Origin of the sequence: Breznakia sp. PFB1-19, assembly GCF_029893935.1 — a bacterium.
GTDB lineage: Bacteria > Bacillota_I > Bacilli_A > Erysipelotrichales > Erysipelotrichaceae > Breznakia > Breznakia blatticola.
This window is the reverse complement of the sequence record NZ_JARXXJ010000008.1, coordinates 19,748-39,316: the sequence shown is the minus strand read 5'-3', so window position 1 is coordinate 39,316 and position 19,569 is coordinate 19,748. Positions and strand designations below refer to the sequence as shown.

General features: G+C 33.3%; 19 protein-coding genes, 1 other RNA gene and 1 other annotated feature. Of the genes, 2 read left to right on the top strand and 18 right to left on the bottom strand.

Annotated elements, in window-relative coordinates; translation table 11 throughout:
* Positions 1-166 precede the first annotated feature (166 nt).
* Entirely contained in the window at positions 167-781 is a 615-nt protein-coding gene (locus M2098_RS05510; RefSeq protein ID WP_280682425.1) for a transposase zinc-binding domain-containing protein, read from the top strand.
* A gap of 146 nt (positions 782-927) precedes the next feature.
* Positions 928-2,448: a transposase gene (locus M2098_RS05505; protein ID WP_280682426.1), complete on the top strand. Its 1,521-nt coding sequence runs from the start codon at positions 928-930 to the stop codon at positions 2,446-2,448.
* A gap of 207 nt (positions 2,449-2,655) precedes the next feature.
* Here the strand turns inward: M2098_RS05505 and rpoE are convergent, their stop codons facing one another.
* The 18 genes from rpoE to dnaN all read right to left on the bottom strand — a co-directional run bounded on the left by rpoE (position 2,656) and on the right by dnaN (position 19,521).
* Complete coding sequence (rpoE, locus tag M2098_RS05500) at positions 2,656-2,940, bottom strand: DNA-directed RNA polymerase subunit delta (protein WP_134169040.1); 285 nt, start codon at positions 2,938-2,940, stop codon at positions 2,656-2,658.
* Positions 2,941-2,954: 14 nt separating this feature from the next.
* Complete coding sequence (gene argS, locus M2098_RS05495; RefSeq protein ID WP_280682429.1) at positions 2,955-4,598, bottom strand: arginine--tRNA ligase; 1,644 nt, start codon at positions 4,596-4,598, stop codon at positions 2,955-2,957.
* Entirely contained in the window at positions 4,585-4,980 is a 396-nt protein-coding gene (locus tag M2098_RS05490; RefSeq protein ID WP_280682431.1) for a DUF1934 family protein, read from the bottom strand. Before M2098_RS05490 ends, argS begins: the two co-directional genes overlap by 14 nt.
* Positions 4,981-5,044: 64 nt before the next feature.
* The gene (locus M2098_RS05485) at positions 5,045-5,524 is read right to left on the bottom strand and encodes a flavodoxin domain-containing protein (RefSeq protein ID WP_280682433.1); all 480 of its coding nucleotides are present in this window, start codon (positions 5,522-5,524) and stop codon (positions 5,045-5,047) included.
* 177 nt (positions 5,525-5,701) lie between these two features.
* Positions 5,702-6,304: a nitroreductase family protein gene (locus tag M2098_RS05480; RefSeq protein ID WP_280682435.1), complete on the bottom strand. Its 603-nt coding sequence runs from the start codon at positions 6,302-6,304 to the stop codon at positions 5,702-5,704.
* 136 nt (positions 6,305-6,440) lie between these two features.
* Positions 6,441-6,764 (bottom strand): cyclic-di-AMP receptor, encoded by a 324-nt coding sequence (locus tag M2098_RS05475; RefSeq protein WP_134169050.1) that lies wholly within the window; start codon positions 6,762-6,764, stop codon positions 6,441-6,443.
* 83 nt (positions 6,765-6,847) lie between these two features.
* Entirely contained in the window at positions 6,848-7,438 is a 591-nt protein-coding gene (gene recR, locus M2098_RS05470; RefSeq protein ID WP_280682439.1) for a recombination mediator RecR, read from the bottom strand.
* Between the two features lies 1 nt (position 7,439).
* Complete coding sequence (locus M2098_RS05465) at positions 7,440-7,745, bottom strand: YbaB/EbfC family nucleoid-associated protein (RefSeq protein ID WP_280682441.1); 306 nt, start codon at positions 7,743-7,745, stop codon at positions 7,440-7,442.
* An 11-nt stretch (positions 7,746-7,756) separates the two neighbouring features.
* A complete protein-coding gene (gene dnaX, locus M2098_RS05460; protein ID WP_280682443.1) occupies positions 7,757-9,715 on the bottom strand; it encodes a DNA polymerase III subunit gamma/tau in 1,959 nt (652 codons plus the stop codon).
* Positions 9,716-9,804: 89 nt separating this feature from the next.
* Positions 9,805-10,257, bottom strand: coding sequence for a tRNA adenosine(34) deaminase TadA (gene tadA, locus M2098_RS05455; protein WP_280682445.1), 453 nt, complete (start codon positions 10,255-10,257; stop codon positions 9,805-9,807).
* Positions 10,258-10,276: 19 nt separating this feature from the next.
* An RNA gene (gene ffs, locus M2098_RS05450) (signal recognition particle sRNA small type) lies at positions 10,277-10,364 on the bottom strand.
* Between the two features lie 78 nt (positions 10,365-10,442).
* Complete coding sequence (locus M2098_RS05445) at positions 10,443-10,958, bottom strand: GNAT family N-acetyltransferase (protein WP_280682447.1); 516 nt, start codon at positions 10,956-10,958, stop codon at positions 10,443-10,445.
* 4 nt (positions 10,959-10,962) lie between these two features.
* Positions 10,963-12,249 (bottom strand): serine--tRNA ligase, encoded by a 1,287-nt coding sequence (gene serS, locus M2098_RS05440; RefSeq protein ID WP_280682449.1) that lies wholly within the window; start codon positions 12,247-12,249, stop codon positions 10,963-10,965.
* Between the two features lie 40 nt (positions 12,250-12,289).
* Positions 12,290-12,487: a binding site (T-box leader), on the bottom strand.
* 8 nt (positions 12,488-12,495) lie between these two features.
* Positions 12,496-15,003 (bottom strand): DNA gyrase subunit A, encoded by a 2,508-nt coding sequence (gene gyrA / locus M2098_RS05435; protein ID WP_280682451.1) that lies wholly within the window; start codon positions 15,001-15,003, stop codon positions 12,496-12,498.
* A gap of 12 nt (positions 15,004-15,015) precedes the next feature.
* A complete protein-coding gene (gene gyrB / locus M2098_RS05430) occupies positions 15,016-16,932 on the bottom strand; it encodes a DNA topoisomerase (ATP-hydrolyzing) subunit B (protein WP_280682453.1) in 1,917 nt (638 codons plus the stop codon).
* Positions 16,925-18,031, bottom strand: coding sequence for a DNA replication/repair protein RecF (recF, locus tag M2098_RS05425; protein ID WP_280682455.1), 1,107 nt, complete (start codon positions 18,029-18,031; stop codon positions 16,925-16,927). Before recF ends, gyrB begins: the two co-directional genes overlap by 8 nt.
* Positions 18,028-18,231 (bottom strand): S4 domain-containing protein YaaA, encoded by a 204-nt coding sequence (gene yaaA / locus M2098_RS05420; RefSeq protein WP_280682457.1) that lies wholly within the window; start codon positions 18,229-18,231, stop codon positions 18,028-18,030. Before yaaA ends, recF begins: the two co-directional genes overlap by 4 nt.
* A 171-nt stretch (positions 18,232-18,402) precedes the next feature.
* Positions 18,403-19,521: a DNA polymerase III subunit beta gene (gene dnaN, locus M2098_RS05415; RefSeq protein ID WP_280682459.1), complete on the bottom strand. Its 1,119-nt coding sequence runs from the start codon at positions 19,519-19,521 to the stop codon at positions 18,403-18,405.
* Positions 19,522-19,569: the final 48 nt, after the last annotated feature.

Here is a 19,569-nt window from a genome sequence, read left to right as displayed (position 1 = left end):
ACATTTATATAAGATATTTTTCTATATAAAAAAGTGATGGAGAAAAACACTCCATCATCTTAAAAGACAATACAAAAGACAAATAAAAACTAAATTGGGTACTTTCTACACTGTATATGGAATTTCTAGTCAATCTTCTGTTGTACAATTATAGAGGGTACCTTTTATGCCTATTCGACAAGAAACAGCTAAATCCCACTTTTCCATTGCAAACAAGTCATTTGATAATGCTTGGAGATTACAAAGATATGATTCAACCAAGCCCACAATTCAAAAGATATTTACTGATCAATGGAGTGATTTTTTGAAAGATCCTCAAGTTGCTCACAATGGTTTTCGTGATGTGACTTTAAAAGAAGTCCAAAAGATGATGGACTGTGGAACCTTTGAATGTGGTTTTGAAATTTATGAGTGTCCCGATTGTCATACAACCAGTGTTGTCTGTTATACATGTAAAAGCAGATTCTGTTCTTCTTGTGGTGTTAGATATGCTAAAGAACGAGCACTTAGTATTTCCGCAAATGCTTTAGATGTTCCTTATCGACACCTAGTTTTTACGATTGATGAAGAACTAAGAGAGTATTTCTTAAGAGATAGAGAGATGCTACACCTTTTATTTAGTGCAGTCAAAGATACACTGTTTTATGTTTTCGATAAAATCAATGGAAAAAAAGACACATTTACTCCAGGAATCATTATGGTTTTGCATACTTTTGGACGTGCATTAAACTGGAATCCACATATTCATTGCTTAATCACTGAAGGCGGGAATGAACAGTAAACATATTTATAAGAACATAAATTTCATCAATTATGAGTCATTGAGAAAATCATTTATGCGTACTCTATTGTATAAAATGAGAGACTCTTATGATGTGAATTCTAGAGAATACAAAAATTTCAAAAAACTAATAAGCAAGTTATATCGTGAGCATAAAAAAAGTCGCATTAAAAAATGCTCCTACTTGGGAAGCCGCTCTATCAAGCGTTTCCTTTTTGATTTATAATGTAAGTATGATTGACGAAACTTTTCATGGTCAAATGTTTAATATCTTTTGTAAAGATTATCAAACACGTGATTACCCTATCGATCACCCTATCAAGGCATTAATGTGGGATCATGTTGATTTCATCGATACCCTTGTTAGCGAAGGTAAATGTCGTTCTGCTGTTCAAGAAAATGTAGAACGAATGCTTTTATGTCGCACAGTATATTTAGGTTTTGATTTATTTGAATGTCCTAATTGTGGTAACGAGAGCATGATGCCTCGTTGCTGTCATTCTCGCTTTTGCAATAGCTGTGGTGTTAAGTATTCTAAACAACTTGCTCTCAAAGCTACACATATGTGCTTAGATGTTTCACATCGTCACGTAGTGTTTACGATTCCCGACTCTATGAGAAATTGGTTTAGACAAGATCGCTCCAGAATCAATTTGCTTTTTATTGCAGCTAGAAACACTATTGCCTCTCTAGTTAATCAACCTTTGTATAAAAAATTGAAACGTAAACTCAAGAAAATCAAAAATCAGTATTACCTCTACCAAGATCATCGTCATGCTCGCCACTTTGGGATGATTGCATCACTTCACACTTTCGGCCGTGATTTAAAATGGAATCCACATATTCATGTATTAATTCCTGAAATGATCTACGATAAAGATAAAGATAAAGATAAGCTTATCCCTTTTACTCACTTTGATTACACAAAACTAAGAAAGACATTTCAGTTTGAATTACTTAGATTAATGGAAGAGAAAATCGGACCGTCATTTAAAAAACATAAAAACCAATATTTTGAAAACTACAAGGATGGACTCTATGTTTATGCCAAGAAAATGGATTCCGATGATACTGATGCAGATATAAATGAAGACCATAGTGATAATATAAAAGGTTGTATTAACTACTGCATGCGTTATGCTGGACGGCCAGCAATGGCAGAAAGTCGAATCACAGAATATGATCGTTTAAGTAAAAAAGTTAAATGGTTCTATCATGATCATAAAGACGAAAAACGATATGACGTTGAAGACGATGCAGAAACTTTCGTAAAAAAACTCATCATGCATATCCCAGACAAGTATTTTCATACTGTCCGGTATTTCGGTTTCTACAGTAATGCATCAAGCAAGGAACTAGATCACCTTCATGAATTACTTGGAAATCAAAAAAAGAAGAATTACACAAAAGAAGTTCGTAAGGCAAAACAAGAGGCAGCTCTAGAAAAATTACATTATCGCACACACTTAATTGACTCATTTAACCGTGACCCTTTAAAATGTACTTGTGGTCATATACTTCAACACATTGAAACATATAACCCACTAGAGAAGAGGAAGAACGATAATGAGTACAGAAAAGAGTGTATTAATGAAATGCGAAGGATGCAAATACCAAGAAATGGTCCCTGTCTGGGTCCTAGAAGAACTGGGAGAGTTCTCAACTAAACCTAACGAGCCACACAACATGAGTTGCCCAAAATGCGATAGTGAAATGTATGAAGTTAAGCAAAGCAAAGAAGCTTAACTTTTTCGTGCACCATATAATCCTAAATAATTGAAAAACCGGGTTCGTATTTTGAATTCGGTTTTTTTATTATTTCACACTGACGAAACAAAGTTCTTAAAATATAAAAAAAGAATAGCTCTTACGAACTATTCTTCAATTATCATTTCATCATCGATTAAGATATCAGCTAGATTTGCTTTACGAACTTCTTCATAACGGTGACGTGATTTGATATCCCATGAATTATTATCCATACATACAAATCGTCCATCTAGTGATAGATCTGTATAGAATTGTGCAATTCTATCTTCTTTTTGACTTTCTGTTAATTCATTGCGATCACAAACAGCGTTGAATAAATCAATAAAGACTAATTCTTTGTTTGTTTCCTTTAGCACTTCGTATGCTACATCGATCATTGGTTGCTTCATATAGCTTCCCCCTCCTACATTTTTTCTGGTGCTTCGACTCCGATTAACCAAAGAGCGTTACGTAAAGTGATTTGACAAGCACGTAACAAGTCTAAACGTTGTGCACTACGTTGTGGATGTTCATTATCAATGACTTTACATGCGCCATAGAATGAATGAAATAGTGATGCTAGCTTTTGAATGTAATTGCACATCTTATTTGGTGCTCTGTTTTTTGCTGCATCAGCGACAACGTTAGTAAATTCATGAATGTATTTCAATAACTCTAACTCTTTTTCGTGTGTTAGTAAATCATAGTTATCTACAGTTTCATCAATTGTGCTACTACGTAAGATTGAACAAATTCTTGCATGCGCGTATTGTGCATAGAACACAGGGTTTTCATTGGTTTGTTTCTTCGCAAGATTTACATCAAAATCAAAGTGTGTATCCAATGCTCTTTGCACAAAGAAGTAACGAGCTGCATCTACACCTACATCTTCGCATAATTCACGAAGGGTGATTGCATTTCCTAAACGTTTTGACATTTTTACTTCTTCGCCATTATCAACTAAACGCACCATTTGAATGATATCCACTTCAAGTGTATCTGCATCTCTTCCCAATGCTTCAATACTTGCTTTCAAGCGTGGAATGTATCCATGGTGGTCTGCTCCTAGAAAATCTACCATCTTTTCGAAACCTCTGTCAAGTTTCGTGATATGGTATGCGATATCTGGTACTAAATATGTAAAAGATCCGTCGTTTTTACGTAATACACGGTCTTTATCATCACCAAATTTCGTTGTTTCGAACCATACGGCTCCATCTTTTTCATAAACGTATCCAAGTTTATCTAACGTTTCTACTGCTTTTTCAACTAAACCAGCATCACGTATTGATTGTTCACTTGTAAATACATCAAACTCAACTCTAAAGTTCTTTAGGTCGCGTTTTAGTTTTTCAAGTTCTAGACGAATTCCTTCTTTCTTAAAGAAGTTATGTACTTCATCTGAATATTCAAGATATGCATCACCATATTCTTTAGCAATGGTTTCTGCAATTTCTTTAACATCTGGTCCATGATATCCATCTTCAGGAAGTTCTACTTGTTTACCAAAGTTATTTGCATAACGTGCATATAATGAACGTGCAAGGTTATCTACTTGGTTTCCTGCATCATTTACATAGAATTCACGAGTAACATCGTACCCACTCATTTTTAGTAAACGTGTTGTTGCATCACCCCATGCAGCTCCTCTAGCGTGTCCTAAGTGTAAATCCCCAGTTGGGTTTGCACTTACATATTCACAGTTAATTTTTAAATTCTTTCCTGAATCGTTATATCCATAATTGTCACCAAGCTCAATAACTTGACGAATCACTCTTGTTAGACTATCACTTTGCATTTTGAAATTGATAAATCCAGGACCTGCAATTTCCATAGATGCAATGTTTGCAGCTTCTGTATCGATTGTATCGACTAAAGTTTGTGCGATGGTTCTTGGATTGTTTCCAATTACTTTTGAAAACTTCATCGCTGTATTGGTTGCATAATCCCCATGGCTTTTATCCTTAGGTATCTCAATAATGATATCTTCAATTGCGATATCCACTTGGAATGCATCTTGAATTGCTTTAGCAATTGACTGTTTTAGTTGTTGATCAATTGTACTCATTAAGATCTCCTTTCATCATAAACGTAATCTTGAAACCATCGTGATCTTGCGAATGTAATACATCATAGGCAATGACAACTTGGTTATCATCTTTACGATATAGGTGCGTAAAAAGATCAATATTCATATCTCCAAACTCACTTTTAATTAGGTTGGTTGTATCTTCATTTTCAATAAATTTCAAAATTGAATGAACATCCCCAATTCGTTCAATCTGGGCATAGTTTTCATATACTCGTAATATTACTTTTGCACCAGTTTCTTCTTCATATGTATATTGTTCATAGTCATCATATATATCATGAGTAGCTTCTCCGATAAATAAGTCCTGACTCTCTTTTGTATACAGATGTTGGTGCATCACATGTAGTTTCTTTTTCATAGTTATATCGCACATTATAGCACGAAATACCTGTAGTGCAACCCTAATTTCAAAAAAAGGAAAGCTAGTATTTATGAGCTAACTTTCCAATAAAGTTTGAAACCTTTTCATCTAGATTTTGATTCGAATCAAGTTCATCTAAATCTAGATTTACTGTACGAACAATTAATGAATCCATAAGGTTCATTTTATTAAAATCAAAGGTTCCACCAAAATCAATCGTCGTTTGAAGTAAATTTTGATATTCTGGTATATTTTTTTCGATAATTTCATCAATTGCTGGAGTTCTTGTTCCTCTATTTACAAACAAATGTAAAGATTTATTTGATAATTGATGAATCTTGTCACGCATAAAACGTATCAAGTCTTTACGAAGTTTTCCTACATATAAGGGACTTCCAAAGATAACAGTTGTATAACGATCTAAGTTTAATACATCCACGTCTTCAATATTCACTAAGTCTGCATCACAATTGTCTGCAATGGTTTTTGCGACCTCTTCTGTACTACCGTATTTCGTAGCATATAATACTAATGTTTTCATACATAACTACCCCTTCCACTATATTTTTCCACTACACACACTGCGTGGATGTACATAATAACAAATAAATCATAATATCTCTAGTTAAAAACTACTATAAATGATAATTGGTTGTTTACGAGTTAAAATCGGTATTATATATATAAAAAAGAAGGTTTTTACACCTTCTTTACAAGTTTATTTATAGATTTTTACTTTGTCGTCGATATTCATAAATTCTTTATCACCTGGATCACCAGCTGGTTTACCAATTGGCATTTGGGCAACTAAACGCCAACTATCTGGAATGTTCCACGTTTTTTTCACTTCATCATCAATAACTGGATTGTAGTGTTGCAAGTTTGCTCCATAGCCAACCGATTCTAGTGTTGTCCACATTGCATATTGCATCATTCCATTTGCCTGTCTTGACCAGTCTCTGAAGTTCTCAGCGTAGTTAGGCATCTTTGCAGCATAACCTTCTACAACGTCTACATCATCAAAGAATAACAGTGTTGCACTTCCTGATGCAAAAGCTGTATCAATCTTTTTTTCTGTAGAAACGAATTTTTCTGGATCATTTACAATTTTACGTAACGTTTCTTTTACAATTTTCCAGAATGTATCATGTTGTTCATTTTCTAATACGATAATGCGTTGACTTTGCATATTGAATGGAGAAGGTACATGTTTTGCTACATCCTTCACTAATGCTTCCAATTCTGCGCTATCAAGCACTTTTTCATTTGATATTTGGTAATACGTACGACGATCTTTTATACTGTCTAAAATAGATTTCATATTATCAAGTTCCTTTCCTTTTGTTATTCTCATTATAAGCAATATACAAATATATTTCATTGAAAGTGCATAGGTAAAAAAAAGATGGATTGTTATCCACCTTAGATGTGACGTATCGTACGTCAATTATTCAGTTTTATAATTTTACAAATTTTTCTACATCAACAACGAAGATTGTAGCTCCACCTACTTGTACTTCTACTGGGAACGATGCGAATCGACCAATATCGTATGATGCAGTTGATGGTACAACTTCTGTACGTTTACGAGAGAATTCTCCGATTACTTCAATTGCACGATCGACTTTATCGTCTTCCGTACCTACGATTAATGTAGTATTACCAGCTCGTAAGAACCCACCTGTTGTAGCTAAACGTGTTACTTGATAGTTTTCCTTTGTCAGTGCACTAGATACACTGTGTGAATCATCATTTGACATAATTGCTAAAATTAATTTCATAGTATCACCACTTCCTTTTCTTGATTATAACAATTTCTTAATCATTAGTCTATTCATAAAATTATTTGCAAATTAATTCTATTTTATAACTTCTTTCTACCTTCTAATGCTTTTATGAGTGTGAGTTCATCAGCATAATCTAGATGTCCTCCCATCGGTAATCCATGAGCAAGGCGAGTAACTTCAACATCTTTATTTTCAAGTAACTTTCCAATATAGAGTGCCGTTGTTTCTCCTTCAATGGTTGGATTGGTTGCAATTAGTATTTCATTTACATCATCTGTAATACGGTCCAGTAAACTTGCAATATTGATATCTTCTGGCATGATTCCTTTCGATGTCGAAATAACACCATTTAGTACATGATACAATCCGTGATACTGTGCAGTCTTTTCTAATGCGATAACATCCTTAGGACTTTGTACAATCGCAATCATATGTTGATTACGACTAGAGTCCTTACAAATATCACAAGTCTCTCCATCACTTAGATTTCCACAAATACTACAAGTACGTATATCATTTTTTAAATCAATTAAACTTTGAATGAAGCTATCAATATCTTCATCGCTATAGTTTAACATTTCAAATGCATAACGTTCGGCACTTTTAATTCCTACCCCAGGAAACTTTCTTAAGTTATCGATGAGGTTTTCAAACTTCTTTGGATACATATTACATACCTGGTATTTTCATACCACCAGTTAATGATGCCATTGCAGCTTCTTTTTCTTCAGTTGCTTTCTTTAGTACATCATTCATCGCCATTTGTACAAGTTCTTCAATCATTCCTTGGTTATCTTGATCCAGTACTTCATCTTTAATAAAGACACTTACGACCTCAAATGCACCATTCATTGTGATTTCAACAACTCCACCACCAACACTTGATACATATTGTTTCTCTTTTAATTCATATTCTTGTTTCGCCATATCTTTTTGCATTTTTTGGGCTTGTTTCATTAATGCGTTTAAATCCATATCTTCCTCCATTAGATGATATCTATATTATTCTTAAATAGAATATTTAGTTCATCACTTATTGATTGTTCTTTCTTTTCTTCTTTTTTAATTTCAAATGAAATTGGCTCTGGTAAGTTATTCGTACGATAACGTGTTTTAAATTCATCAATCACACGCGATGATTGTGTACTTGTTATCGCAAATACTTTCTTTTCTTGTTGGAACATCGATTTTACTAAATTTATAAATTCATTTTGTTCATCCAGTTCATTAATTTCTTTTGCTAACGGTAATGATCCAACTTCAAATAATGTATAAGTTTCAGCACTAGCAACAATTGTAGCATTTTTTAACATATTTGCTGCTTTAGCTACTTGCATATCTAAATCGGTGCAATATGAATTAATACTTCGCATTTGCTCACTTTCTTGTGCACGGATTTGTTTCTTTGCACCAACAAGTAAACGAAGTACAAATTCATCATCTAAATTCATTTTCTTTGGTTTCTTTGGCGCAACCTCTAATTCACTTGCTTGATCAATATACTGTTGATCTGTATTTGGTGTAATTATTTCTTCTTTTACTTCTTCCTGTAGGGTGACTTCTTCAACTACAGGTTCTTCAAGTGTATTTATAGGTTCTTGTGGCATTTCATCACTTATTAGTGCTATTGGTTCACTTTCTTCTGTACCACCTTCTAATACAGGTATATGCTCTTCTTCTGTATAATCGATTGTATCTTCTACCGGTTGTTGTGTTTCCTGAACTTCTACTTCTCTAGTTGGATGAATAACCTCATGTGTATCTACATCAACCATTGGTGTAACTGTTTGTAAGTTTTCTGGTGCAATTGTTTTTGTAGGTTGTTCAGTTACTTGAACAGTTTGTGTTATCGGTTCTTCATATGTTCCACGTGGAACAATTTTCATGATTTTTAATAATGCAACTTCTAAATATAAGATAATCGTTGATGCATTACGGTATTTATCATAACTATCCATTAGAATATCAATTACTTGTAGTGATATTTCTGTATTTAACTTACTTGATAATTGAACAACTTGTTCTTGATCTAAACGATTAAGTAACGATGCATCTCGAGTATAATCGTAAATAACCTTTTCTTTAAGTATTTCAATCATATCATTCGTTAATCGTTTAATATCAATTCCACGACTATCTAATGCTTCAATTGATTGCATTAAGCGTGACGTCTCATGTCCAATCATTAAATAAAATAAATCGAGTATCTCATTTGTTGTGATAATTCCATAGATTTCAAACACTTCAGATTGTTTAATAAAGTTTGGTGAATATGCATATACTTGATCTAAGATACTTAGTGCATCACGCATTCCACCATCAGCTAATTCAGCAATTGTATCAAGTACACCATCTTCTACTTGAATTTGTTCCTTATCAATAATATACGCTAAACGATCTACGATATCTTTTTTTGCTACTTTGGCAAAATCAAATCGTTGCGTTCGCGATATAATTGTTGGCAATACTTTATACGGTTCTGTAGTCGCAAAAATAAAGATAACATGCGCAGGTGGTTCCTCAATGGTTTTTAATAATGCATTGTAAGCACCTTGCGTCATCATATGAACCTCATCAATGATATATACTTTGTATTTACCTTTAATTGGTGCATATTTAACTTTCTCAATTAGATTACGTACTTCCTCTACCCCATTATTACTTGCAGCATCAATCTCCACAATATCTGGATGTACACCTTCTAAATCCGTTTTACAGTTTTCACAGACACCACAAGGTTTATGTTCTCCTGTACAGTTTACTGCTCTTGCGAATATTTTAGCTGTTGATGTTTTTCCGGTACCTCTAGGTCCAGTAAATAAGTACGCATGTGCAATTTTATTATTATCTATCGCATTTTGTAAGGTTTTGATAATGTGCTTTTGTCCAGCCATATCATCAAAATTTTCTGGTCTATAGGTTCTATATAATGCTTTATATGCCATTTACAATACCCTCTTTCTTTAGTTCTCATTATACCAAAATTCACATAGACAAACTATAAAAAAGACACGACAATTACGATGTCGTATCTTTACTTCTTATTTCGTTTCTCTTTAAAATAATCTTTTAGTAAACTTGCACATTCATCTGCAAGTACTCCTGAAGTATATGTAGGATAATGATTGTATCCTTGTTGGTCAAACATCGAAAAACTACTTACGATAGATCCACCCTTTTGATCACTTGCACCAAATACAACGCGATCTACCCGCGATAATATACTTGCACCTGAACACATTGGGCATGGTTCTAATGTGACATAGAGTGTACAACCTTCAAGTCGCCAACTTTGTAGTTGCTTACATGCTTCATTAATTGCTAGTATTTCTGCATGGGCAGTTGCTAATTGTTCATGTTCACGTAAGTTATGTGCACGAGCAATAATAGTATTATCTTTTACAATTACAGCACCAATTGGTACTTCATCCATTGCGTATGCTTTTTTTGCTTCAGCAATGGCTTCCTTCATATATATTTGATCCATACGATATCTCCAAAATATAATAAAAGCTACCACACACAATAGAGCTTCCATATGGCTGCTTCGTTCCCGACCTGACCAAGTTAGTTAGATATTGTTGCAGTAGCAAGACTAATTATAACGAATCATTTCTACTTTGACAAGTACTTAAAAAAAGTAATTACAGTTAGAATGTTCCACGTGGAACATCACAGTATTTGTTTCTCAAGTACAAGTATGTTTCTTTGTGTTTCCTTATCATGAACAAACTTTTGAATATGGTTGAAACCTGTATGAATCCAAAAGGATAATCCTTTTACATTCGTATGATATACACCTAATTGCATTGTACAATATCCTTTTTCCTTAACAAATCTCTCAATATACTGCATAGCAAGTGTACCATATGATTTCTTTTGATATGCTTGATCCATAAGAAACATTCCTATCCATGCAACATTATGACTAGGATATCCTAAGTACATATCAAAGAAACCAACGATTTGTTTATCTATTTCTATCACCATAAAGTAATGATGCTCTTTTGATGCATCTTTGATTGGTGGTAAATACTTATGTTTTAAGGAATCTGCAATATAAGTTTCATTGAAGTTTGAACCTTCTGCTTCTAATTTATCTGTCCATGACTTGCATATATCCTGTAGTCTCTTTTTATGATTACTTGTTGCAGGATATATACAAACATTTGGTTGTGATTGATGCATTATACTATTTAACAGGTACTAAACGTTTTTTACCACCCATATATGGTTGTAATGCAACTGGTACATTGATTGATCCATCTTCATTTAGGTTATTTTCTAATAATGCAATTAACATACGAGGTGGAGCAACTACGGTATTGTTTAGTGTATGTGCATAGTACTTACCATTTTTACCATTAACACGGATTTTTAAACGACGTGCTTGTGCATCAGATAAGTTAGAGCAACTACCTACTTCAAAGTATTTTTGTTGGCGTGGAGACCATGCTTCAACATCAATACTTTTTGTTTTTAAGTCAGCTAAATCTCCTGAACAACATTCAAGTGCACGTACTGGAACATCTAAATTTCTAAATAATTCAATTGTATACTTGTACATTTTATCAAACCAAATTGGACTTTCTTCTGGTTCACATACAACAATCATTTCTTGTTTTTCAAATTGGTGAATACGGTACACACCACGTTCTTCAATACCATGAGCACCTTTTTCTTTTCTAAAACATGGTGAGTAACTTGTATATGTTTTAGGTAATGTTTCTTCATCAATAATTGTATCAATGAATTTACCAATCATACTATGTTCACTTGTTCCAATAAGATAAAGATCCTCACCTTCAATTTTATACATCATTGATTCCATTTCCGCAAAACTCATAACTCCAGTAACTACATTACTGCGAATCATAAATGGTGGAATACAGTACGTAAATCCTTTATCAATCATAAAGTCACGTGCATATGTGATTGCAGCTGAATGTAAACGTGCCATATCACCTTCTAAGTAATAGAATCCATTCCCTGCTACTTTACGTGCTGAATCTAAGTCAATTCCATCAAAACGTTCCATAATATCTGTGTGATATGGAATTTCGAAAGCAGGTACTACTGGCTCACCATAACGCTCAACTTCAACATTTTCACTATCATCTTTACCAATAGGTACACTCTCATCGATAATATTTGGAATTACCATCATAATATCCAGTACTTTCTTTTGTACTTCTTCTTCACGTGCTTCAAGAGTAGCAAGTTCATCAGCCATTGCTTGAACATCTTTTTTTACTTGTTCCGCTTCATCGCGTTTTCCATCTTTCATTAATAAACCAATTTCTTTACTTAGTTTATTACGATTTGCACGTAATTCATCAGCTCTTGTTTGTGTCTCACGACTTTCTTTATCAAGTGCAATGACTTCATCTACTAATGGTAATTTACTATCTTGAAACTTCTTTTTAATATTTTCTTTTACGACTTCAGGGTTTTCTCTTAAAAATTTAATATCAATCATTGTTTATCTCCTTACAAAAATAAAAGAAGAGTGGCTTACCTAAAGGGGCGCTATGCAGCGCGTTGCCACCCTTCTTCAACTATACAGTCCTTAAAGTTATAACGGTACTACCGGATTTAATTACTCATTTCATTAAATCACTCAAAGGTTGATTTCACTGGAATTACTATTAGTTTGCACCTACCACTAACTCTCTTTAAATAATGATCCAATTACTTATCCTTATCATCGCTTTCTTTATTTATATCATTCACTTGCTTTGTTGTCTAGGTCTTCAAGAACTTTTTCAACGACTGTTTCTTCTAGTTCTTCCAAAACTTCGTCTTCTTCATTTTCTTGTTTCGCAACTGGAGCAACACGCGCTACTTTTTCATTTTCCGCTACGTTAATCAATTTAACTCCTTGTGTGTTACGACCATATACACCAACATTTTCTAGTGAAATACGAATAATAATACCTTGGTCCGTAATAATCATGACATCTTCGTCACCATTTACTGCACGAACAGCAACTAAGTTACCTGTTTTCTCAGTAATATTGATTGTTTTAACACCTTTTGTACCACGGCTTGTTAGACGGTATTCATCCATGTTTGTACGTTTACCATATCCATTTTCACTAACTGATAAGATATATTGACCTTCTTCACTTGTCGCCATACCTACAACTGTAGATCCATCAACATTAAATCCACGTACACCACTTGCACTACGTCCCATTGGACGTACTTGGTTTTCATTGAAACGTACTGCTTTACCATTACTTCCAGCAATAACAATTTCATTATCTCCATTTGTTTGACGAACACCTACTAGTTCATCACCATCACGTAAGGTAATAGCAATCTTACCATTTTGACGAATAGAATAGAATTCTTGTTCATCTACACGTTTTACTAATCCATTTTTAGTTACAAAGAATAAGTATTTCATTTCTGATTCTGTTTGTACTGGAATCATAGCACGAATCTTTTCACCTTCATTTAGATTTAGTAAGTTCACTACTGGAATACCCTTAGATGTTCTTGTTCCTGAAGGTACTTTATAACCTTTCATACGATATACACGTCCAAAGTTAGAGAACAGTAACAAATAATCATGAGTCGACATTGTAATTAACATATCAATTACATCATCTTCATTCATATTCATTCCTTTGACTCCACGACCACCACGGTTTTGTGTACGGTATGTATCAATTGGAATTCGTTTAATATATCCGGTTTCCGTCATAGAAATTACTATATCTTCTACTGGTATTAAGTCTTCATCCTCAATATCAATACCTTCATCACTAATTTCGGTACGACGTTCATCACCATATTTTTCTTTGATTTCTGTTAACTCATCACAAATAATTGTTAATACACGTTCATGATTTGCTAAAATATCTTTTAAATCTGTAATTCTAGCAAGTAATTCATTGTATTCATTTTCAATACGTTCACGTTGCAATCCAGTCAAACGACGAAGTTGCATTTCAAGAATCGCACGTGCTTGAATTTCAGATAATTCAAAGTTTTCCATTAAGCCATTACGTGCTGTTTCGTCATCTTTTGAATTACGGATTAATGTAATAATCGCATCAATGTTATCTAAAGCAATCTTTAATCCTTCTAAGATATGTGCACGTTCTTCAGCTTTTCGTAAGTCATATCTAGTTCTTCTTTCAATAACTTCGATTTGGTGATCAATATAATGCTGTAATGCTTCTTTGATATTCAATTGTTTTGGTGCACCATTTACAAGTGCTAAGAAGTTAACACCAAATGAACTTTGTAATGGTGTTAAACGATACAATTGATTTAATACTATATCTGGTTGTACATCTTTACGTAACTCAATAACAATACGTACTCCGTCACGGTTACTTTCATCACGTAATTCTGTAATTCCTTCAATTGCTTTATCACGTACAAGCTCAGCAATTTTCTTTACTAAATTTGATTTATTTACTTGATATGGAATTTCATTAAAGATAAAGCGTGTTTTTCCATTACTTTTCTCTTCAATTTTTACCTTTGCACGCGTAATAATACTACCACGACCAGTTTCAAAAGCTTGTTTAATTCCACTTCTTCCTAATATTGTTCCACCTGTAGGATAATCAGGTCCAAAGATATGATTTTCCATCAATTCCATAATTGTAATCTCTGGATTACGAATAATGGCAATCGTTGCATCAATAGTTTCACTTAAGTTGTGTGGTGGAATGTTGGTTGCCATACCTACGGCAATCCCCATTGATCCATTTACAACTAAGTTTGGAAATTTTGATGGTAAAACAGAAGGTTCTGTTTCTTCACCATCATAGTTTGGTACAAAATCAACCGTGTCTTTATTAATATCACGAATCAATTCCATTGTGATTTTAGACATACGTGCTTCGGTATAACGCATTGCCGCTGCACCATCTCCATCCATCGAACCAAAGTTACCGTGACCTTGAACTAATGGATAACGATATGAGAAATCTTGAGCCATACGAACCATGGCTTCATAAATAGATGAATCCCCATGCGGGTGATATTTCCCCATTACGTCCCCAACAATTCTGGCACTTTTCTTATATGGTTTATCAGAGTACATCCCTTGTTCATTCATCCCGTGAATAATACGACGGTGTACTGGTTTCATTCCATCTCTTACATCTGGTAAGGCACGAGCAACAATAACGGACATCGAATAATCAAGGAAACTTTTACGCATATCTGTGACGATGTCTAACTGCTTTATTTTATTAATATCATCCATTGCAAATTCCCCCTAAATGTCTAAGTTTTCTACGTATACTGCATTATCTTGAATAAATTTACGACGTGGTTCAACTTCATCACCCATTAGCATCGAGAATACTTCATCAGCAGCAATTGCATCTTCAATTGTTACTTGAATCAATGTACGATTTTCAGGATTCATAGTTGTTTCCCAAAGTTGATCCGCATTCATCTCTCCAAGACCTTTATAACGTTGGATATTGGTACGATCTCCCATCTCCGAACGAATTTGTTCCATTTCATCATCAGAATATGCATATTTAATGCTATTTCCTTTTTGCACTTTAAATAATGGTGGTTGTGCAATATAGATGTATCCACCTTCAACCAATGGTTTTAAATAACGATAGAAGAATGTCAATAACAGTGTACGAATGTGTGCACCATCGACATCGGCGTCGGTCATAATTACAATTTTATGGTAACGCAGTTTATCAATATCTAATTCCTCACCAATTCCAATACCAAATGCGGTAACCATGGAACGAATTTCATTGTTTTCAAAAATTTTATGTAAGCGTGCTTTTTCAACATTAAGAATCTTACCTCGTAGTGGTAAAATTGCTTGATATCGAGGATTTCGTCCTTGTTTGGCACTTCCTCCGGCACTGTCCCCTTCGACTATATAGATTTCTGATTGACTTGCATCTTTACTTGAACAGTCTGCAAGCTTACCAGGTAAACTTGAAATCTCAAGAGCACTCTTACGACGTGTTAATTCACGTGCTTTTTTAGCAGCCATTCTTGCTTTACTAGCAACTGTAGCTTTTTCTAATACGATTTTTGCTGTATCTGGGTTCTCTAAGAAGAAACGCTCTAAGTTTTCTCCTAGTATACTTGATACAATTTTACGTACTTCAGAGTTTCCTAATTTTGTCTTTGTTTGTCCTTCATATTGAGGGTTTGGGTGTTTGATTGAAATAATTGCAGTCAATCCTTCACGAACATCATCCCCAACAAGTGTTTCATCTTTTTTAATAAGACCATTTTCTTGTCCATATTTATTAATCACACGAGTTAAAGCAAGACGGAATCCATCTTCATGTGTTCCCCCTTCAATCGTATTAATGTTATTACAGAAAGAATAAATGTTAGGCATATATCCATTGTTGTATTGCAGTGCAATTTCAGCAATAATACCTTCTTCTAATCCTTCACAGTAAATTACATCTTGATGAATGACTTCTTTGTTTTTATTTAAGTATTCTACGTATTCTTTAATACCACCTTCATAGTGATAAATAATTTCTACTGGTTCAGCTTCGCGTTCATCACGAAGAACCATGCGAATCCCCTTATTTAAGAAAGCAAGTTGACGAACTCTGGTTTTAATTGTGTCAAAGTTATATGTTGTCGTTTCAGTAAAAATTGTAGGATCTGCTTTAAAGCGTACAATCGATCCATGTTGATTAGTTTCACCAATAACTTTTAATTCATCGACTGGTTTTCCTCCATCTTCAAAACGAAGTTTATGGATTTTACCATCTTGGTGAACTTCCGCTTCTAACCATTCACTTAAGGCATTAACAACAGATGCACCTACACCATGTAATCCCCCAGAAACTTTATACGCTCCACCACCAAATTTACCTCCGGCATGTAGTACTGTAAAAATAGTTTCTACTGTTGAACGTCCAGTTTTCTTGTGAATTCCGACTGGCATCCCACGTCCATTATCCTCAACACGAATAATGTTGTCTTTTTCAATAACGATTGTAATGGTATCTGCAAATCCTGCAAGTGCCTCATCAATTCCATTATCTACAATTTCCCAAACCAAATGATGAAGTCCACGTTCTGCAGTCGAACCAATGTACATCCCTGGTCGTTTACGAACGGCCTCAAGTCCTTCAAGAACTTGAATGTCATCTGCCGTATATGAATGGGTTACTTTTTCTTCATTCATCACTTATCCTCCTCTTATTTACTGTTCCTTGTATCACTTCATAATATGTAATATTATGATTCTTTTTTAATTGAATACATTCTGTTGCTGTAATAAACACTTGTACATCAACAGGTAATATATTTAATAATATCTCTCTTTTTTGTTCATCTAATTCTGAAAATACATCATCCAACAACAATACTGGATATTCTTTTTTGATTTGATAAATACTTTCAATCATCCCCAGTTTTAAACTAAGAATATAAATCCGTTTTTGTCCTTGTGAAGCAAAGGTTTCAACTTTTTGTTGGTTGATCATAAATGTAAAGTCATCTTTATGAATCCCAACTAAGGAAGTATGAAACAACTTCTCTTTTTCTCGATGTTTTCTCATTTTTTCTGACATCTTTTGTTTTAGTAATGTTTCATCTTCAATGTATGCTACATCACTTTCATAAACACAAGATATTTCTAAATCTTTATTTTCAAATAATTGAAAATACTTCTTTGTATGTTTCATCAACATTTCAATAAAATGATGACGCTGCTTCATGATTTTTACTTGTAAGTCAATCAGTTGCTCATCAAGTGTATCTAAAAACAAATCATCAATTTTATGATTTTTTAAATACTTGTTTTTTTCTTTTAGAATTTTATAGTAATCAACTAATGCATGTGTATAACCACTGCTTAATTTACCTAATTCTAAATCAATAAATTGTCTACGTTTTTTTGGTGCTTGTGAAAACAACAATAAATCATCTGGATAAAACATAATGGCATTAAAAAATCCAATGTATTCACTAACTTTACTTACCGGTGTATTGAATAAAAATAAATGTTTTCCTTTTGTGTCTACATTACACATCAAGGAAACCGTTTTATTATCATTCACAATTTGTCCTTTTAATGAAAAATAATCAAAGTTTTTTTGCATTAAATATTCATCATGACGCACCCGATGACTTTTCGCACAAGATAGATAATATAATGCTTCCAGTATATTGGTCTTTCCTTGTCCATTATATCCGTAAAACAAATGAATTCCTGGTGTGAAGTCCATTTGCAAACGTTCATAATTACGAAAATGTGAAAGTTGTAAGTTTTCTATGATCATACAATGGTAAATGTTTGACCTTCAACTACTACAACATCGTTAGGATATAATTTACGACCACGACGATCTTCTTTTTCTCCATTTACGATAATGTCCAATTCTTTGACAGCGAATTTAGCTTCACCACCACTGCTAATAAAATCAGCAAGTTTTAAAAATTGTCCTAGTGTTACATATTCGGTTTCAATCTTTATTTCCATAGATATATCTCCATTTTCCACCTAGATTATTATATCATATTTCAATGAAAATAGATAATTAAAAAGATAGGACACGTCCATATACACCCTTAAAAAGCTCTCTATTCAATTTTAGCTAAAATAATATAATTATGCGACAAATAAAAAACGCCCCGTAAAAGGCGTATTTTGCTATAGATAGGTACGAACTGGTAATACCAATTGTAATACTTCTTCGTTTTCTTCACTTTGGATAATGAATGGTTTCATCTCTCCTGAAAACTTAAAAGTAATCGTATCTGCATGAATTGCACGAATGGCTTCAAATACATAACGACCATTAAATGAAATCGCTAAGGATTCACCATTGAATGAAGCTGTTTTTAAAATCTCAGTAGCAGATCCAATATCTTGTGATTTCGTTGAAAGAATACTTTCGTTTTCATTAAGTTCTAATTTAATGATGTTAATTCCATCATTTTTAATAAAACTCATACGGTCAATTGCACTTAAGATATCTCTTGTTTCGACTTTAAGTTCATATTGGAACTGTTCAGGAATTAGTTTATTTGTATCAGGAAAACTTCCTTCAATTAAACGCGTTTGAATAAGTGTATCTTCAAATACAAATTGTACTTTCTTATTCGATACATGAACTTTGATTTCTTGATCATCATCTAATGACTTTAATAATTCATTTAATGATTTTGAAGGAATAATAATGTTGTAATCAATCGTACTATCGACTTCAAATGAAGTTTTTGCTAAACGATAACTATCTGTAGCTGTACAATCGACATGTCCATCATGAATATGAACATTAATTCCATTTAAGTATGGACGATTGTCTTTATCACTTGTCGCAAATAAAGTTTGATTTAAGACTGACTTTAATTTCATTGTTGAAATCGTAAAGAAGTCTTCTCCTTTTGTGAAATCAATCATTGGATATTCATTTGCATAAATACCAATAATATTAAATTCACTTGTTTCATCATAAATTTTTACATTCACTCCATCAGCTACTTCAATAGAAATAACTTCCGTGTCCATTTTACGAACAATATCAAGAATGTATTTTGCCTCAATAACAATTGAACCCGTTTGTTCAATTTCTAAAAAGCATTCATCACGTTTTGAAATATAGTTTTTAATTGAAATATCTGAATCAGATGCCATTAAACAAATTTCATTTTCATTTACATCAAATTTAATACCAGAAAATGCTGGTAAAGGTGAATAGTTTGAAATAGCTCTAGATACAACATTTAATTTTGTAAGCAATTGTTTCTTATCAACTTTAAAAAACATCGTGTGACCCCCTGTCTGTATAATAATTTTTTTAAGATAGTATTACTA

Excerpts from the sequence above, each read along its gene's own strand:
- recR (WP_280682439.1), bottom strand. The coding sequence starts at position 7,438 with ATGTATCCAAAGAAGTTTGAAAACCTCATCGATAACTTAAGAAAGTTT.
- M2098_RS05465 (WP_280682441.1), bottom strand. The coding sequence starts at position 7,745 with ATGGATTTAAACGCATTAATGAAACAAGCCCAAAAAATGCAAAAAGAT.
- M2098_RS05485 (WP_280682433.1), bottom strand. The coding sequence starts at position 5,524 with ATGAAAACATTAGTATTATATGCTACGAAATACGGTAGTACAGAAGAG.
- M2098_RS05480 (WP_280682435.1), bottom strand. The coding sequence starts at position 6,304 with ATGAAATCTATTTTAGACAGTATAAAAGATCGTCGTACGTATTACCAA.
- recF (WP_280682455.1), bottom strand. The coding sequence starts at position 18,031 with ATGATCATAGAAAACTTACAACTTTCACATTTTCGTAATTATGAACGT.
- tadA (WP_280682445.1), bottom strand. The coding sequence starts at position 10,257 with ATGGATCAAATATATATGAAGGAAGCCATTGCTGAAGCAAAAAAAGCA.
- dnaX (WP_280682443.1), bottom strand. The coding sequence starts at position 9,715 with ATGGCATATAAAGCATTATATAGAACCTATAGACCAGAAAATTTTGAT.
- gyrA (WP_280682451.1), bottom strand. The coding sequence starts at position 15,003 with ATGGATGATATTAATAAAATAAAGCAGTTAGACATCGTCACAGATATG.
- rpoE (WP_134169040.1), bottom strand. The coding sequence starts at position 2,940 with ATGAAGCAACCAATGATCGATGTAGCATACGAAGTGCTAAAGGAAACA.
- argS (WP_280682429.1), bottom strand. The coding sequence starts at position 4,598 with ATGAGTACAATTGATCAACAACTAAAACAGTCAATTGCTAAAGCAATT.
- serS (WP_280682449.1), bottom strand. The coding sequence starts at position 12,249 with ATGATTGATATTAAATTTTTAAGAGAAAACCCTGAAGTCGTAAAAGAA.
- M2098_RS05475 (WP_134169050.1), bottom strand. The coding sequence starts at position 6,764 with ATGAAATTAATTTTAGCAATTATGTCAAATGATGATTCACACAGTGTA.
- M2098_RS05510 (WP_280682425.1), top strand. The coding sequence starts at position 167 with ATGCCTATTCGACAAGAAACAGCTAAATCCCACTTTTCCATTGCAAAC.
- dnaN (WP_280682459.1), bottom strand. The coding sequence starts at position 19,521 with ATGTTTTTTAAAGTTGATAAGAAACAATTGCTTACAAAATTAAATGTT.
- M2098_RS05490 (WP_280682431.1), bottom strand. The coding sequence starts at position 4,980 with ATGAAAAAGAAACTACATGTGATGCACCAACATCTGTATACAAAAGAG.
- M2098_RS05445 (WP_280682447.1), bottom strand. The coding sequence starts at position 10,958 with ATGCATCAATCACAACCAAATGTTTGTATATATCCTGCAACAAGTAAT.
- yaaA (WP_280682457.1), bottom strand. The coding sequence starts at position 18,231 with ATGGAAATAAAGATTGAAACCGAATATGTAACACTAGGACAATTTTTA.
- gyrB (WP_280682453.1), bottom strand. The coding sequence starts at position 16,932 with ATGAATGAAGAAAAAGTAACCCATTCATATACGGCAGATGACATTCAA.